Source organism: Gordonia sp. CPCC 206044 (assembly GCF_048537895.1).
Taxonomy (GTDB): domain Bacteria; phylum Actinomycetota; class Actinomycetes; order Mycobacteriales; family Mycobacteriaceae; genus Gordonia.
On record NZ_JBCLVL010000001.1, the window covers coordinates 399,000 to 414,766 of the forward strand.

General features: G+C 66.2%; 17 protein-coding genes. 5 read left to right on the forward strand and 12 right to left on the reverse strand.

Going from position 1 to position 15,767, the window contains the following annotated elements:
• Positions 1-55 precede the first annotated feature (55 nt).
• A complete protein-coding gene (locus AAFP35_RS01785; protein ID WP_419219802.1) occupies positions 56-1,288 on the reverse strand; it encodes an NADH:flavin oxidoreductase in 1,233 nt (410 codons plus the stop codon).
• Positions 1,285-1,887 carry a TetR/AcrR family transcriptional regulator gene (locus tag AAFP35_RS01790; RefSeq protein WP_419219803.1) on the reverse strand — a complete coding sequence of 201 codons (603 nt, stop codon included), beginning with the start codon at positions 1,885-1,887 and terminating at the stop codon, positions 1,285-1,287. The genes AAFP35_RS01785 and AAFP35_RS01790 overlap by 4 nt, the downstream gene beginning before the upstream one ends.
• A gap of 130 nt (positions 1,888-2,017) precedes the next feature.
• Between AAFP35_RS01790 and lpdA the strand changes: the two genes are divergently transcribed.
• Positions 2,018-3,403: a dihydrolipoyl dehydrogenase gene (gene lpdA / locus AAFP35_RS01795; protein WP_419219804.1), complete on the forward strand. Its 1,386-nt coding sequence runs from the start codon at positions 2,018-2,020 to the stop codon at positions 3,401-3,403.
• Between the two features lie 234 nt (positions 3,404-3,637).
• The gene (locus AAFP35_RS01800) at positions 3,638-4,519 is read left to right on the forward strand and encodes a DNA-3-methyladenine glycosylase family protein (protein WP_419219805.1); all 882 of its coding nucleotides are present in this window, start codon (positions 3,638-3,640) and stop codon (positions 4,517-4,519) included.
• On the opposite strand, the gene AAFP35_RS01805 is transcribed toward AAFP35_RS01800, so the two are convergent.
• The 8 genes from AAFP35_RS01805 to AAFP35_RS01840 all read right to left on the reverse strand — a co-directional run bounded on the left by AAFP35_RS01805 (position 4,437) and on the right by AAFP35_RS01840 (position 9,686).
• Complete coding sequence (locus tag AAFP35_RS01805; protein ID WP_419219806.1) at positions 4,437-5,327, reverse strand: ABC transporter permease; 891 nt, start codon at positions 5,325-5,327, stop codon at positions 4,437-4,439. The genes AAFP35_RS01800 and AAFP35_RS01805 overlap by 83 nt on opposite strands.
• Complete coding sequence (locus tag AAFP35_RS01810; protein WP_419219807.1) at positions 5,324-6,034, reverse strand: ABC transporter ATP-binding protein; 711 nt, start codon at positions 6,032-6,034, stop codon at positions 5,324-5,326. The genes AAFP35_RS01805 and AAFP35_RS01810 overlap by 4 nt, the downstream gene beginning before the upstream one ends.
• Positions 6,031-6,507: a hypothetical protein gene (locus tag AAFP35_RS01815; protein WP_419219808.1), complete on the reverse strand. Its 477-nt coding sequence runs from the start codon at positions 6,505-6,507 to the stop codon at positions 6,031-6,033. Before AAFP35_RS01815 ends, AAFP35_RS01810 begins: the two co-directional genes overlap by 4 nt.
• 85 nt (positions 6,508-6,592) lie before the next feature.
• Positions 6,593-7,261, reverse strand: coding sequence for a helix-turn-helix transcriptional regulator (locus AAFP35_RS01820; protein ID WP_419219809.1), 669 nt, complete (start codon positions 7,259-7,261; stop codon positions 6,593-6,595).
• A gap of 17 nt (positions 7,262-7,278) precedes the next feature.
• A complete protein-coding gene (locus AAFP35_RS01825) occupies positions 7,279-7,611 on the reverse strand; it encodes a cupin domain-containing protein (RefSeq protein WP_419219810.1) in 333 nt (110 codons plus the stop codon).
• Positions 7,608-8,426, reverse strand: a complete 819-nt coding sequence (locus AAFP35_RS01830) for a class I SAM-dependent methyltransferase (protein WP_419219811.1) — start codon at positions 8,424-8,426, stop codon at positions 7,608-7,610. The genes AAFP35_RS01825 and AAFP35_RS01830 overlap by 4 nt, the downstream gene beginning before the upstream one ends.
• 60 nt (positions 8,427-8,486) lie before the next feature.
• Complete coding sequence (locus AAFP35_RS01835; RefSeq protein WP_419219812.1) at positions 8,487-9,128, reverse strand: class I SAM-dependent methyltransferase; 642 nt, start codon at positions 9,126-9,128, stop codon at positions 8,487-8,489.
• A gap of 21 nt (positions 9,129-9,149) precedes the next feature.
• The gene (locus tag AAFP35_RS01840; protein ID WP_419219813.1) at positions 9,150-9,686 is read right to left on the reverse strand and encodes a carboxymuconolactone decarboxylase family protein; all 537 of its coding nucleotides are present in this window, start codon (positions 9,684-9,686) and stop codon (positions 9,150-9,152) included.
• 26 nt (positions 9,687-9,712) lie between these two features.
• Here AAFP35_RS01840 and AAFP35_RS01845 point away from each other — a divergent pair, with 26 nt between their 5' ends.
• Positions 9,713-10,180 carry a MaoC family dehydratase gene (locus AAFP35_RS01845; protein ID WP_419219814.1) on the forward strand — a complete coding sequence of 156 codons (468 nt, stop codon included), beginning with the start codon at positions 9,713-9,715 and terminating at the stop codon, positions 10,178-10,180.
• Between the two features lie 19 nt (positions 10,181-10,199).
• Here AAFP35_RS01845 and AAFP35_RS01850 read toward each other — a convergent pair whose 3' ends face one another.
• Together AAFP35_RS01850 and ramB are read right to left on the reverse strand one after the other, a co-directional pair.
• Entirely contained in the window at positions 10,200-11,576 is a 1,377-nt protein-coding gene (locus tag AAFP35_RS01850) for a lipase family protein (RefSeq protein WP_419219815.1), read from the reverse strand.
• A 168-nt stretch (positions 11,577-11,744) separates the two neighbouring features.
• Positions 11,745-13,163, reverse strand: a complete 1,419-nt coding sequence (gene ramB, locus AAFP35_RS01855; RefSeq protein ID WP_419219816.1) for an acetate metabolism transcriptional regulator RamB — start codon at positions 13,161-13,163, stop codon at positions 11,745-11,747.
• Between the two features lie 36 nt (positions 13,164-13,199).
• Between ramB and AAFP35_RS01860 the strand changes: the two genes are divergently transcribed.
• A complete protein-coding gene (locus AAFP35_RS01860) occupies positions 13,200-13,967 on the forward strand; it encodes a hypothetical protein (RefSeq protein WP_419219817.1) in 768 nt (255 codons plus the stop codon).
• A gap of 419 nt (positions 13,968-14,386) precedes the next feature.
• Complete coding sequence (aceA, locus tag AAFP35_RS01865) at positions 14,387-15,682, forward strand: isocitrate lyase (protein WP_419219818.1); 1,296 nt, start codon at positions 14,387-14,389, stop codon at positions 15,680-15,682.
• Positions 15,683-15,767 lie beyond the last annotated feature (85 nt).

The window sequence follows — 15,767 nt, forward strand, 5'->3', positions numbered from 1 at the left end:
CGCCTCTTTCCTCGGATCCCGGTGCGGCACCCATCGTAGATGGGCACCGCAGCGGTCATCCGACGGCGGAGGCTGTCGGGTCGGGTACTTCACCCTCCCGGATCGGGCAGCGGGTGCGACTGTAGATGGTGGGCATGCACAGGTTGCAGTGCACGCACCGCGACGTCACGGTTGGATCGTCGGCGATACGCCGGGGCAGGTCCGGCTCGCGCAGGAGGGCGCGGCCCATGGCGACGAAGTCGAAGCCGTCGGCGAGCGCGGTGTCCATCGATGCGCGATCGGTGATGCCCCCCAACAGGATCAGCGGCATCGACACGGCCTCGCGGAGCTGACGGGCGAGCGGCAGGAGATAGGCGTCGTGGTACGGGTAGTGCTTGAGGAACACCGGTGCCATCGCCTTGAGGCCCAGTCGCATCGAGCCGTGGAAGGCGTCCGCGAACTCCTTGCGCGGCGGTTGGCCGTGGAAGAGGTACATCGGATTGAGCAGTGAGCTTCCCGCGGTCGGCTCGAGCGCGTCGAGATGACCATCCGACTCGAAGAGTTGCGCGACCTCACAGGCCTCGTCGATGTTGAAGCCGCTCAATCGCCCACCGCGGCCCGGTCCCGGCTTGCCGACACCGTCGAACATGTTGAGCTTGGCCCAGACAGCGGCCTCGTCGCCGACCTCCTCGCGGACCCCCTCGATGATCTCGCGGGCAAAGCGCGCTCGGTTGACCAGCGACCCGCCGTAGCCGTCCCGACGTCGGTTCAACAGGGGAGACAGAAAACTGCTGATCAGATAGTTGTGGCCACAGTGGACCTCCAGGCCGTCGAATCCCGAGTCCACCGCGATACGGGCTGCCCGACGAAACGTGGTGACCATCTCCGCGATGTCGTCGGTGGTGAGCTTGCGGGTGACGGACATGCCCATCGGCGCGGGGATGCGTGAGGGTCCGAGCGCCTTCTTACGGTTGGACACGGAGTTGGCGACGGCACCGGCATGCCCGAGCTGCGCCGCCGCCAGCGCTCCCTCGGAGTGGATGGCGTCGGTCAGTTTGCGGAGCCCGGGCATCGCCTCGTCGCGCATCCAGATCTGATGGCGGTCGGTACGCCCCTCCGGGGCGACGGCACAGTAGGCGACGGTGCTCATCGCGACCCCGCCCGCAGCAACTTCGCGGTGGAACTCGATCAACTCGTCGGTGACCAGGGCGTCGGGCGTCGCACCCTCGAAGGTCGCGCATTTGATCAGGCGGTTACGCAGGGACTTGGGTCCGAGGCGGGCCGGGCTGAACGGATCGGGGCTGGTCATTCGTTCTCCTGTTCGGTGGGCTGGGTCGCGGGCGCGCAGAGACCGGCGACGACGAAATCCGAGAGTGCGTGTACCGCTGACGCAGACAGGCGGCGGTCGTCGCCGAAGCGGGCCAGGATCAACTGGAACGCCAGCGCCCAGCGACGACGGGCATCGTCGGCGGAAAGTCCTGGCACGAGTGTGGCGAGCACCCCCGACCAGCGATCGAGTCGAAACCACGGATCGGTCCACGTCGCGTCCGGATGACCGAGGACGAAGCGACCGAGCAAGCGCAGGTGCAGTCGACCGTGGGGATCGTTCTGGATCTCGACGAACGGCCGCAGCACGACGTCGACGAGGTCTCTCACATCGCTGAACTCGGGATCGAACCGGTCGAGCGCTTCGGCCCAGATCGGGGCGAGACGGGCCTGCAACAACTCGATCGTGAGCTGGTCTTTTGAACCGAAGTGGTAGTGGACGGCCGCCGGGTTCGCCTTGGCCGCCGCGCAGATGGCCCGCACGGACACCGCGTCGTACCCCTCGGCGAGAAACAGCGTCTCCGCAGCCGACAGCAGGGCTGTGCGTGTCGGGTTGGTGTTCGAGGGGCTGGAGGCGGGCACATCCCGATCGAAACACAATTCAAACAGTGATTCAATCAATGTTTGAAAAGTCACCGCTGGACATGTGAACCTACTGGTCGGTATGGGGATGCCGTGCGGTGGCCGGAGCGTGCGACGTAGGCTGGACGACGTGGCTGAACACTTTCAAACAGTTGTATTGGGTGCAGGTCCAGGTGGGTACGTGGCCGCGATCCGGTCCGCCCAGCTGGGCATGAAAACCGCCGTCATCGAAGAAAAGTACTGGGGCGGTGTGTGTCTGAACGTTGGATGTATCCCATCCAAGGCGCTTCTGCGGAACGCCGAACTCGCCCACATCTTCAATCACCAGGCGAAGACCTTCGGGATGTCCGGTGACGTGTCGTTCGACTTCGGGGCTGCCTTCGACCGCAGCCGCAAGGTGTCCGACGGCATCGTCAAGGGCGTCCACTTCCTGATGAAGAAGAACAAGATCACCGAGATCGACGGATATGGGACGTTCAAGGACGCCAAGACCATCACCGTCGGTGACCGCGAGATCACGTTCGACAACGTCATCATCGACACTGGCTCCACCGTGAAGCTGCTGCCCGGCGTCGAACTGTCCGACAACGTGGTGACCTACGAGACCCAGATCCTCACCCGTGAGCTGCCGCGCTCGATCGTCATCGTCGGCGCCGGCGCCATCGGCATGGAGTTCGGCTACGTGCTCGCCAACTACGGAGTCGACGTCACCATCATCGAGTTCCTCGACCGGGTCCTGCCCAACGAGGACGCCGATGTGTCCAAGGAGATCGCCAAGCAGTACAAGAAGCTCGGCGTCAAGGTCCTCACCTCCACCAAGGTGCAGACCGTCAAGGACAACGGGTCGTCGGTGACGGTGAGCTACAAGGATGCGAAGGACGCCGACGGTGAGATCACCGTCGACAAGGTCCTCATGTCGGTCGGCTTCGCCCCGCGGGTCGAGGGCTACGGCCTGGAGAACACCGGCGTCGCACTCACCGATCGCGGTGCCATCGCGATCGACGATTTCATGCGCACCAACGTGGACGGCATCTACGCCATCGGCGACGTCACCGCGAAGCTGCAGCTGGCCCACGTCGCCGAGGCGCAGGGTGTGGTGGCCGCCGAGGTGATGGCCGGTGCCGAGACGATGACCCTGGGCGACTACCGGTTCATGCCGCGCGCCACCTTCTGTCAGCCGCAGGTCGCCTCGTTCGGCCTCACCGAGCAGCAGGCCAAGGACGAGGGCTACAACGTCAAGGCCACCACGTTCCCGTTCTCCGCGAACGGCAAGGCGCAGGGGCTGGCCGAGACGGCAGGCTTCGCCAAGCTGGTCACCAACGCCGACACCGACGAGCTGCTGGGTGGACATCTGGTGGGCGACAACGTCTCCGAGATGCTGCCGGAGATGACCCTGGCTCACAAGTGGGACCTCACAGCCAAGGAACTCGCACGCAACGTGCACACCCACCCGACCATGAGCGAGGCTCTCCAGGAGACGTTCCACGGCGCGATCGGGCACATGATCAACTTGTAGAGCGCGCGTAGTGTCGTGGTGGCCACGGCGCGATCGGGCACATGATCAACTTGTAGAGCGCGCGTCGTGTCGTGGTGGCCACGGCGCGATCGGGCACATGATCAACCTCTGACCGGGCGCGCCCGGCCAGACCACAGCCGCGGACCCTCCAGTCAAATCTGTGTGAAGCTTCACCAGATTTTGTCGGGAAGGTCCGCGGCTTTGTTGTGGCTTCGCCGCCGGTAGCGTTGGGGCGTGAGTACCGCCGTAGTCCGAGAGTGGACACCACCGTGGCCGCTGGACATCCGGGCCACCGTCGGGCTGCATCGTCGCGGTACCGGGGACCCCGCATTCGCGTACGGCCGCGACGGATCGGTGTGGCGGGCGGTATCCACGCCGGACGGGCCGGGAACGTTGACGATCGCCTACGACGGCACCACGGTCACCGGCCGTGCGTGGGGGCCGGGTGCGGCCTGGCTGATCGATCGGCTGCCCGACCTTCTCGGCGCCCGCGACGATCCGCAGGCGCTGACCCCGCGCGATCCGGTGGTCGAACGCCTGGTCCGGCAATCCGACGGTCTACGGCTGGGGCGAACCGACCGCGTGTGGGAGGCGTTGGTCCCGGCTATCCTGGAACAGAAGGTGGTGGGTACCGAGGCGTGGCGTGCCTGGCGATATCTGGTGCGGCGCTACGGGCAACAGGCCCCGGGCCCGGTCCCGGACACCATGAGAGTGCCACCGGCGCAAGGCGAGTGGTCCCGGATACCGACCTGGGAATGGCATCGCAGCGGCATCGAACCGGTACGGATGCGCACGATCCGCGGCGCCACCGTGATGGATGTCGAGAAGCACCCCGAGCACCTGCGCCTGTTGCGCGGCGTCGGACGATGGACCGAGGCCGAGACGAGATCGCGGGCGGTCGGTGACCCCGACGTCGTCAACGTGGGTGACTACCACATCCCGAAGATCGTCGGATACACGCTGATCGGCGAGCCCGTCGACGACGACGGCATGCTGGAGTTGCTCGAACCCTATGCGGGGCAACGACAGCGAGTCATCCGGATGATCGAGCTGTATGGCTCGTGGCCGCAGCGCCGCGGACCGCGGATGTCGGTCCGCGACTACCGATCGATCTGACGCGGCCCCGCATCGCGAGGAAGACGCATCCGACGACGAACAACACCACAGCGACGCCACCGCAGTACACCAGACCCCCACTCGGGCCCCAGGGTGGGGTGAAGGCGAGTTCCTGTCCGGTGCCGTAGATCCCGTTGAGAAACGGCATGTAGCCCTGCGCGGTGTACCCGTTCGGCAAGAGGCTGATGGCGTTCTCGATGACGTAGGTCCAGCCGAGTAATCCCACGACGGCGCCGGCGGGATGGCCGACGATGGCGGCGATGCCGATCCCGATGCCGACGGCGAAGATCGCGTACATCGGCACCGTGACGATGAACCGGATTCCCTCTGGCGACGAGATATCCACTCCGCCATACACCTTCGGGTACAAGGAGGGTAGTGCGGCCATCACGACGGTCACGAGCACGGCGCTGCATGCGGCAGCTGCCACGCCATAGGCGATCCAGCGGGACATCGCGCCGGTCCACCGACGCGGGAAGAGGAAGCGAGCGGTGTCGCCGACTCCGCCACGTTCTGCGGTGGCCTGAGCGTAGGCGGCGATCACCGCCCACACCATCACCGTGAACGTGATGACCCAGTAGACGGAGTTGGTCGTCGTCACCGAGGTGACCTGGATGCTCCCCGGCATCGAGGCGAATCGTTCGGCAACCGTCGCCACCCCGAGCGTCACGATGAGTGGGAGTACCACGGCACCCGGCACCGCAGCGAACAGCAGAATGCTGCGTACACCGCCGACACGGACCGTCTCGGCCCGCACCCCTCGCCAGACCTGTGCGATCACGGCGTGACCGCGAAACCCCGCGGTCATGCCGTGGCCTCCACGGGATGTACGGTCGCGAGATACGCGTCCTCCAGATCGGCGTGACCGCCGACGAAATCGGTCATCGGTGCATCGGCCGCGAGCCGCCCAGCGTCCATCACCATCACTCGATCACCAGTGCGCGCGACCTCGTCGAGCAGGTGGGAGGCGATCAGCAAGCTTCGCCCCTCGTCGGCCAGATCGCGGAGAAGTCCACGTAGCCAACGGATTCCGTCGATGTCGAGGCCGTTGACCGGTTCGTCGAGGATCAGGGCGGGTGCATCCCCCAACAATGCGCCCGCGATACCCAGCCGTTGACGCATCCCGAGGGAATAGTCGGCGAATCGCCGGTCGGCGACGTCGGAGAGTCCGACGAGCTCGAGTACGTCGTCGACGCGGCCGTCGTCGGTGCCACCTGCCCGCGCCAGCCAGCGGAGATGACGACGGGCGGTGTGGCCCGGATGGACGCCGTCGGCGGCGAGGTGCACCCCGATCTCGGTGAACGGACTGACAGCCGATGCGAGGTCGCGACCGTTGACACGAACGTGCCCCGACGACGGGCGCACCATGCCGCACACGGAACGCAGCAGCGTGGTCTTGCCCGCTCCGTTACGGCCCAGCAGGTAAACGAGCTCGCCGCCGGCGACGGACGCCGTCACCCCGTCGAGAACAGGTCGCCCACCGAGCGTGACGGTCAGTCCGTCGATCTCGATCACTTGTTGCAGTAGATGTTCAGCCCGACCGTCTTGACACCCTGGCACAGGGAGCTCGCCGCGAGCTTCCAGTTGCCGTCGAGCTTCTTGAACTCGATGGTCATCCGGATGGTCGGACGTCCGGCCGAACCGCTGTTGAGCGTGGCGGTGGCGCTGTTGCCCTTCTGGACGAGGGGCCCGGTCACGTCATTCCAACCCTTGGGCGCCCGGAACAGACCGAGCGAGTAGACGGTCTTGGGGACGATCACCGCGTTCATCCCGCCCTCCACGTTGGCGGCCTTCGCCTGGTCGGATGCTGGTGTCTCCACCAGGAACTCGACGATGTCGTCGAGATCGGCGAGCGTCGGGCGGTCCTTGGTGACCGTGAAGTTCGCCGGGAAGGACTGTGCCGAGGCCGGCGCGGCGACCACTGCGAGCCCGGTGACCGCAATGGCGGTGGCGAAGAGCGCGGCGACGATTCGTTGAACGCGATGCATGAGTGAGATTCCTCCTGTCTCGAGGCGGGCACGAGCGCACCCCCTTTTGACGGAATCTAATCATTTAAATTAGCTGAGGCAACCCTCACCGAGCGGCTGGGGTGGAGATCACTCCCGCATTCCGGCGCAGTGGCGACAGGCGCAGGGTGATCTCGCAGTCCCCGCCGGACGGATCCGGGAGGACGTTCACGGTGTACTGCGACGCGAGAGCGGGCGAGCCTGCGGCGAGCGCCTGCTCGATGACGCCGCGCGCGACGCCTCGTGCCACCTCGGTGTGTGTCGCTGCGAGATCGCGCAGTGGACACGAACAGATCCGCAGTTCGTGCGTCCCCAATGCGCTCATCACGCCGGACACGCGAAAACCCAATTCCGACAATGTCTCCGACGCGACCGTCACCGGGTCGGGAAGGTCTGCGGCGACGGGGACGTGTGCGTGCCGATCGGCCCAGAGGCGACCGGCCTCGGCGGCGGCATGTTCGCGCGCCTGAGTGGTGCTGCCCAACTGTTCGAGGAGGTATCCCAACAACTCGCCGACGGGGGCGGTGGCCACCGGCAGGTATCCGACCCGTGGGCGTCCGACTCCTTCGGATCGCAGGGTGACCGTTCGGACCGTTCCCTCGTCGACCATCTTGGTCAGATGAAAGCGCGCGGTGGTGACGTGTACACCCACCTGCCGCGCGATCTCGTCGGCGCTCAACGGCTCTGGTGCGGCGACCAACAGCTCGCGAATCCGGTCGCGCTGATCGCTCGCCATCACCACTCCTCGTGTGCTCAGTCGGTGGTGTCGGTGCGTTCGAGCACCAGCAACGTCACCACCGCGTCGGTCGACGCCGCCAGGGCGTGCGTCACGTCGGGTTCGACGTGGATCGCCACGCCCGGTGCGAGTCGCGTCGTCTCGCCCTCGACCGTGAAGTCCACGTCACCGCGTTGGCCGACCACCAGGATAGGTCGCGCCGTCCGATGCTCGGCCATCACCTGGCCCGCGCGGAACGAGATGCGGACTACGTTGGCGCCGGTGGTGCGGGCCAGCACCTCGATCTGCGGACGGTCTCCGGATGGCGTGGTCGGTTCGTCGAGGCCGACGATCGCCGTCCAGGAGCTCATGCGACGGTATCCGGCTTCACTGCGATCACCTCGATGGCTGCGAGATTGGCCTTGTACTTGGTGAAGGTGGCGCGCATCCCAAGAATGCGTTTGCGGGCCTCGCCATCGCGGAGAACGTTCCCGACGAAGCGCAGCGTACGGCCGAGTCCCTCGTCGGCGATGACGCGACGCGGCTCGAGCAGTGCCATCTTGGTGAAGCGGACGGTCTCGACCTCGAAACCGGCGTCGGTGAGCAACTTTCGCCACTCCAGCTCGGTCAGTGGCCGCGCGTTCACCTTGATCGAGCGGGCCAGCGACTTTCTGATCTCGGTCTTCTCCTCGTCGTCGAGGGTGTCCGGGTGGACGGCGAGTTCGTGGATGGCGTAGCGGCCGCCGGGTCGCAGTACGCGGAATGCCTCGGCCACGATCGCGGCTTTGCCCCGATCGGACTGCATGGTGAGCATCGCCTCGCCGATCGCGACGTCGACGCTGGTGTCGTCGAGTCCGGTTGCCGAGGCATCGCCGCCGACGACCCTGCCGCGTGCTCCGACCACCTTCTCGGTGAGTGTCACCGCAGCCGGATCATCGTCGACTCCGGTGTAACTGCGTGGTCCGCGTTCGAGGATCGACACTGCGGTCTTGCCGAGCCCAGGTGCGATCTCCAGGACGTCGGCACCGGCGAGGTCGGCGTCGTCGAGAAGGTGCTCGGTCAGTTCGCGTCCTCCGGGACGCAGGACGCGCTTGCCGAGTCGGGCGAGCAGCCAGTGACCGGGCATGTCCTCGGTCTTGCGTTCGGCAAAGGGCAGGGTTGTGTCGCTCGGGCGATCGTCACTCATGTCGACTCCTTATTTCGAGGATCGACATTACTCTAAATCAGGGGCGTGGTTCGCCGGTCGTCAGGACGGTTTGGTGGCGAAGACGTACTGCCCCTGGCCGGTGATCGTCTGTTCGACATGCTCGGCTCCGTCCGCGCGGAGGCGGTCGACGATCTCGTGACGGTCGAAGATGTGGTAGCCCGAGAACCCCGCGACCTGGCGTACGCCGGGCAGTGCGGACAGTTCGGTGCGCACCGACGTGAAGATCACCACCTCGCCGCCCGGCCGGGTGACGCGCAGGAGTTCGTCGACCACCGGGAGCGGGTCGGGGATCAGATACAAGGCCGCGAGACAGGTGACGACATCAAAGGTGTTGTCCGAAAACGGGATCGCATGGGCGTCGGCGCGGACATAGCTGGACCGTCGCGACTGGTTGGTGCGGGCGGCCTGGCTCAGCATGGTCGGCGAGAAGTCGATGCCGACGCAGCGGCCGTCACCGGTGAGGTTCTCGGCGAACCGCCGGGTGTAATTGCCGGGGCCGCAGGCGACGTCGAGGACGAGACGGTCGCCGGGCCGGGACAGATAGGCGGTGAGTGCGCGGTCGACATCGGCCGTCCCGGTGCCGCCGAGGCTGAACAGTCGCGTGAAGACCGGCCGCCAGAGTTGTTCGTAGACACGGGAGAACACGGGATTGCGCATCATCTGCTGGGCTATCGAGTCCATTGTTGTCCCCGGGAATCGCGGTCAGACCTGCGTGTCGCGTTGTACGCGCAGGGTGCCGATGGTGGTGGCGAGCATGTCGTACTGCCCGACCAGCAACACGAAGGCGATCAGCTGTGCGTCGTCGAGATGACGTCCCAGCGCCGCCCACGTCTCATCGGAGATGTCCTTGGTGGTGACCAACTCATCGGCGGCGAGGAGCAACGCCCGTTGCCGGTCGCCCCAGCCTGCGTCCGGGCCCTCGACGATCTGCTCGACCGTCTCCGGTCCCACGCCGGCCCGGGCGCCGAGGCGCCGATGATGATCCAACTCGTAGTCGCAGCCGCGCAGATGTGCGACCCGGATGATCACCATCTCGGTTTCCTTGCGGGACAAGGCGCCGAACGGCATCAGGCGGGCACCGAAGTGGAGCCATCCGCGGAACAGGCCTTTCGCGCGACCGAGGGTGGAGAAGATCCGGGCATCGTCGACACCGATGACGCGTGCCGCACCCCGGGCGAACAGCCAGTTGATCGGGCCGAGCTCGCCGAAACCGCCGGGAGTGACGCGAGGAGTGCTCATGACGGCCACGGTATAGTACCGACACCATGACGAGCATCACACCGCGTACGTTCACCAGTGTCGAACAACTGACCGCAGCCATCGGCGAAGATCTGGGCTCCGGAGAATGGCTCGAGATCACCCAGGATCGGGTGAACTCCTTTGCCGACGCCACCGGCGACCACCAGTGGATTCACGTCGATCCCGAGCGCGCGAAGGACGGCCCGTTCGGCGGTCCGATCGCACACGGCTACCTGACGTTGTCGCTGTTGCCGGTTCTGGCCGGCGGCATCTTCACCGTCGAAGGTCCGAAGCTCGTCATCAACTACGGCATGAACAAGGTGCGCTTTCCCAGCCCGGTGAAGGTCGGCGCCCGCATCCGTTCCAACGCGGTCATCACCTCGGTCGAGGAGACCGCCTCCGGGGTCAACATGGTCGTGAAGAACACCGTGGAGATCGAGGGCGCCGACAAACCGGCATGTGTGGCCGAGAACATCCGCGTCCTGGTCTACTGACGCGGCGGGATCGTCGGAGTCACCGGGCTGGGCACTCGTCGGGTGCCGGTATGCCGCGCAGTCTCGTGTCGAGCCAGCTGATCGCCTCGGGGTAGCCGAACAACGCGGTGGTCACGTGCTCGCCGAACACCTCGCGATAGGCGGCGTGTGCCCCCATCCGGCACTGTTCGCGGAACAGATTGCGCGCACCGGCCGCCGGAATCCACCATTCGTAGGTCCCCTGATAGATGTAGAGCGGAACCACCGACTTGCGGTCGGCCATCTTGGTGACGCGGTAGATGCGTTCGGCGACATCGGAATGAAAGGGGTCCGGATCGTCGGAGAACAGCTGCATGGGCCAGAATGTCTGCCCGGCAAGGGCGGCCGGGACCGAGCAGGCATTCTTCAGCGGTGAGGTCGCAATCCATTCGGCGAAATGGTTGGCCATGGTGAGGATCTCGGTGCGTTCGCGTGCGATGCCGAAGGTCGCTGCGTGGAAGAACCCGGTCGCCAGGTTCGCGTTCATGCTGCCGACGAGCATGCGGAAATCGGCGGGGACTCCGCCGAGGGCGGCGCCGACGACCCGGTCGGCGAGCTCCGGGGCGTACTGACTCAACAGCTTCGTCGCGCCGTTGGTGGCGATCGCTCCTCCGGAGTAACCGGTCATCGCGATCGGACTGGAAGCGAACGCCTTTCGGTCCACCTGACCGGCCGCACGGATGGCATCAAGGATCACGTGACCGGCGACGACCGGCTCGGCGTAGGCCATCCGGGGACCCTGGTGATCGGGCACCACGACCGCGTATCCGTGTGCCAGCGCGAGCTGAGTGGTCGGCGGCAGCAGGTCGGTGAGGTTGGTGGCCACCGTGAATCCGTGCGCCAGAGTGTATCCGGGGTTGCACGAGGTTCCGAGGGCGTCGATGGGCAGATTGTTGACGACGATGGGGCGTGGTGTGCGCGGCGCCGGTGCTCGGGGGACGAGGAGGGTGGCGGTGCCGAACGACGGCGCCCCGGTGGCGTCGGTGCTCCGGAACTTGAGTAGACGGGCCGACCGGATCGGGGCGGTGACCAACGGCGCCGCGGTCGCGGTGACGTCGCGGGCCGCGATGATCTGACCGGGAATCATCGACCCGAGATTCCTCGGCCATCGGTCGAACATGGGATCTCCGCTCGGGGAGGGCAGGATCGCCTCCCGGAACTCCTGGATTCGTCGGGGAAATCCCTTGGCCTGTGCGCGAAGCGGGATGTCGCGCAGATGCGGGAACGGTGCGGCGGGCACGGCGCCGTTGATGGCGTGGGGTATCTGGGACGGGATCGGCATCATGTTCGGCGGCTCTGCGGCCGCCGGTCCCGACGCCATGGCCAGCACTGCGACTGCGGCGACGACGACGGCGATGTATGAGTGTGTCCGCACCATGGCGTACTCCCTCTGGCGTGCGGAGATCCCCATTGATCACCGCACTGTCAGGAGGCTACGTCCATGTTCGGGTCGATTGTCTGGGACACGCGACCCACACGACGACCGTTACGGTACTGATACTCCGCACATATCCGGGCTCCACCCGTGTCAAGCCTGAGCGACCGATCAGCTCGTCATGTAGGGCGACACGGTGCTGCGGTGCTCGTCGATCTGCAGCGTGGCGCCGAGCGCGGGAAATGCGCGCTGCGGGCAGTTCTGACGTTCGCACACACGGCAACCCGCGCCGATCGGGGTCACCCGGGCCTGCGGTCCGATCTCCAACCCATCGGAGTAGATGACCCTGCCCGCATGCCGCAACTCGCAACCCAGTCCGATGGCGAAGGTCTTGCCGGGCTGTCCGTATCGGGCGGCACGACGTTCGATGGTGCGGGCCACCCAGAAGTACTCACGCCCGTCGGGCATCTCGGCGACCTGGGTGATGATCTTGCCCGGCGACGAGAAGGTGTCGTACACGGCCCACAGCGGGCAGGTGCCTCCGCTGGACGAGAAGTGGAAACCGGTGGCGGACTGACGTTTCGACATGTTCCCGGCGCGGTCCACCCGGACGAACGACCATGGGATGCCGCGCAGGTTGGGGCGCTGCAACGTCGAGAGGCGATGGCAGATCGTCTCGTAGGACACCGCGTAGAAGGCCGACAGGCGCTCTATGTCGTAACGGAAATCCTCTGCGGCGCCGTGGAACTGGCGATAGGGGAGGACCACAGCGGCCGCGAAGTAGTTGGCCAGGCCGAGCAGCGCCAGCGAGCGGGCCTCCTCACTGGTGAAGTTGCCGTCGTCGACGAGTTTGTCCAACAGGTCGCCGTATTCGAGATACCCGAGTTCGGCGGCCATCTTCATCGTCCGCTGACCGGCCGACAATGCGGCGGAGTACTCGAGTCTGCGTGCCTCCGGATCGAAACGGTGCAGCGTGTAGTCACCGAGATCGACGCGTCGCACGATGCGGACCCCGTGCCGGTTCTCGAGTCGGTTCGAGACCTCCCGACGGATGTCGGCCGAATGCATCCGCATCCGGTCGGTCATCTCCTCGGCCGCCACATCGAGTTCGTGGATGTAGTTGCGGCGCTGATAGAAGTAGTCCCGCACCTCCTCGTGTGGCGCGGTGATGGAACCACGCATGCTGCGATCACCACGATCGTCGGTGGCGGCGTTCAATTGGTCGGTGACGATGCGATAGCGCTGGTGCAGATTGACCATCGCCTGGGCGATCTCCGGGTGGGCCGCGACGACCGAGCTGATCGCGTGTGGGTCGACCGCGGACGGGCCGGCCTCCACGTCGTCGTCGAGCAGAACCTCGCGTAGCTCGGCCACCAGACGGACGTTGTCCTGGGAGTCGAAGAACTCCTCGTCGATCCCGAAGACCTCGGTGATCTTCGACAGGACCGCGGCCGTGAGCGGGCGCGCGTCGTGTTCGATCTGATTCAGGTACGACGGTGAGATCGACAGGCTCTGGGCCAGCGCCACCTGCGACAGGCCGCGCTCGGAGCGCAGCTGGCGGAGCCGCGAGCCGACGTAGGTCTTGGTCATGACAGCCTCCTACGGTGTCCAGGGTACGGTGACCGCGTGGGTGTCCTGGGCTTTCGCCGGCGATCGACGTGGGCGGTCACGATGGCGGTCGGCGTGCTGGTGTCCGGGCTCGCCGGGTGCGGCGCCCAGGAGCCCACAACACCCGCCGATCACGCGGCACCCGCCGATCTGATCCTCGATCCCGACGACCTGCCGTCGGGCTTTCGTCCCACCCAGTTCACCGTGTCCGATCTCGTGGCAGGCAACCGCGGTCCGATCGACGCCGCGAAGTCGGCGGAGGTCACCCCGCCGGATTGCCGCCCGACGGCCGACGCGGATCTCAACCCGCAGTTGACCGCGGCCAACTCCGCCGTCCTCGGTGCGCGGTCGTCGTCGGCATCCCTGGTCGAACTCGTCACCACCGCCCGCCGCGACATCGAGGCCGACATCCGGGTGACCACCGGGCGGTGCGCCACCACCACGACGGTGGTCGGCAGCGGCAATCTGCGGGGTGCGCGGATCGTGACGCGGTACAGCGAGGTGCCCACCCCCGGCATCGGCACGGATGACCGACGGGTCGGCCAGTCGTTGGCTCTGCGATCGATGGTCTCCACCACGCTGCCCGACGGCGCGACGAGCACCCAGGTGGGCTATGCCGGATATGCGCTCGTGGAGCGTCCGGACGGGTCCTCGGTGACCGTACAACTCACGGTGTCGGGGGATGCGTCGCCTGCGTCCCGAACCCCCACCCCGCCGGTCGAACCGATGACGAGTGCGGCGTTCGCCGATGCCTTCGGCGATGCGGTCGAAGCCGCCCACAACTGACACCGAATCGCCCTCTCGATCGGCCTCGTGGGCCGTCGATCGTGTGAAAGCCATCACCTTGCGGCCGTCGTGGCGGCCGGTTTCCTCGGCGTGCACCGGCGACCGGCGCCCGGGGTCGTCGGCGATCTGCGATGATGAAATAGCAGTACGGACGTACTTTTTGGCGCATGTGGGCGGTTCTTGCACAGTTACATCTTCGCAAAGTTGGCAAACTCTTGCTGAATCCTGGCCCGATTTTGCATGTAAAAGGGATTGGACCTGCAGCTTTTGTCTGTGGCACTCTTGTCTCAGGCACCGCCGGAGATCGTGGATTTGTTCGCACAATTTGCGTTCCGATTCCTGTGAGACGGCATTGTTTGCCAGCCACACCGGCCCGGGCGCCACCGGGTCGTAGTAGGACTACGAAAGCGAAGTAGGCAATGAGCAACGTCGGAAAGCCCCGCACAGCCGCCGAGATCCAGCAGGACTGGGACTCCAATCCCCGCTGGAACAACGTCAAGCGTGACTACACCGCCGAGCAGGTGGCCCAGCTCCAGGGCTCGGTCGTCGAGGAGAACACCCTCGCCCGCCGCGGTTCGGAGATCCTCTGGGACGGCGTCACCAAGGGTGACGGCAGCTACATCAACGCTCTGGGCGCCCTCACCGGTAACCAGGCCGTGCAGCAGGTGCGCGCCGGCCTGAAGGCCGTGTACCTCTCGGGCTGGCAGGTCGCCGGTGACGCGAACCTGTCCGGTCACACCTACCCCGACCAGTCGCTCTACCCGGCCAACTCGGTGCCGAACGTGGTGCGTCGCATCAACAACGCGCTGCTGCGCGCCGACGAGATCGCGGCCGTCGAGGGTGACGACTCCGTGGACAACTGGGTCGTGCCGATCGTCGCCGACGGCGAGGCAGGCTTCGGTGGCGCCCTCAACGTCTACGAGCTGCAGAAGGCCATGATCGCCGCGGGTGCCGCCGGTACCCACTGGGAGGATCAGCTCGCCTCGGAGAAGAAGTGCGGCCACCTCGGTGGCAAGGTGCTCATCCCGACCCAGCAGCACATCCGCACGCTGAACTCGGCTCGTCTGGCCGCTGACGTCGCCGGCGTCCCGACCGTCGTCATCGCACGTACCGATGCCGAGGCCGCCACGCTGATCACCTCCGATGTCGACGACCGCGACAAGGAGTTCGTGACCGGCGAGCGCACCGCCGAGGGCTACTACCACGTGAAGAACGGCATCGAGCCGTGCATCGCGCGTGCGAAGTCCTACGCGCCGTACGCCGACATGATCTGGATGGAGACCGGCACCCCCGATCTCGAGCTCGCCCGCAAGTTCGCCGAGGCGGTCAAGGCCGAGTACCCGGACCAGCTGCTGTCCTACAACTGCAGCCCGTCCTTCAACTGGAGCAAGCACCTCGACGATTCGACGATCGCGAAGTTCCAGAACGAGCTGGGCGCCATGGGCTTCACCTTCCAGTTCATCACCCTGGCCGGCTTCCACTCGCTCAACTACGGCATGTTCGACCTGGCTTACGGCTACGCCCGCGAGCAGATGACCGCCTTCGTCGACCTGCAGAACCGTGAGTTCAAGGCTGCCGACGAGCGTGGCTTCACCGCCGTGAAGCACCAGCGTGAGGTCGGTGCAGGCTACTTCGACAACATCGCCACCACCGTCGACCCGAACAGCTCGACCACCGCGCTGAAGGGCTCGACCGAAGAGGGCCAGTTCCACTAGGAGCAATCGTCGGCTCTCCGGAACTCTTCGGAGAACCAGCCAGGCGGCCCGCGACAACAGTTGCGGGCCGCCTCGGTATATCGGC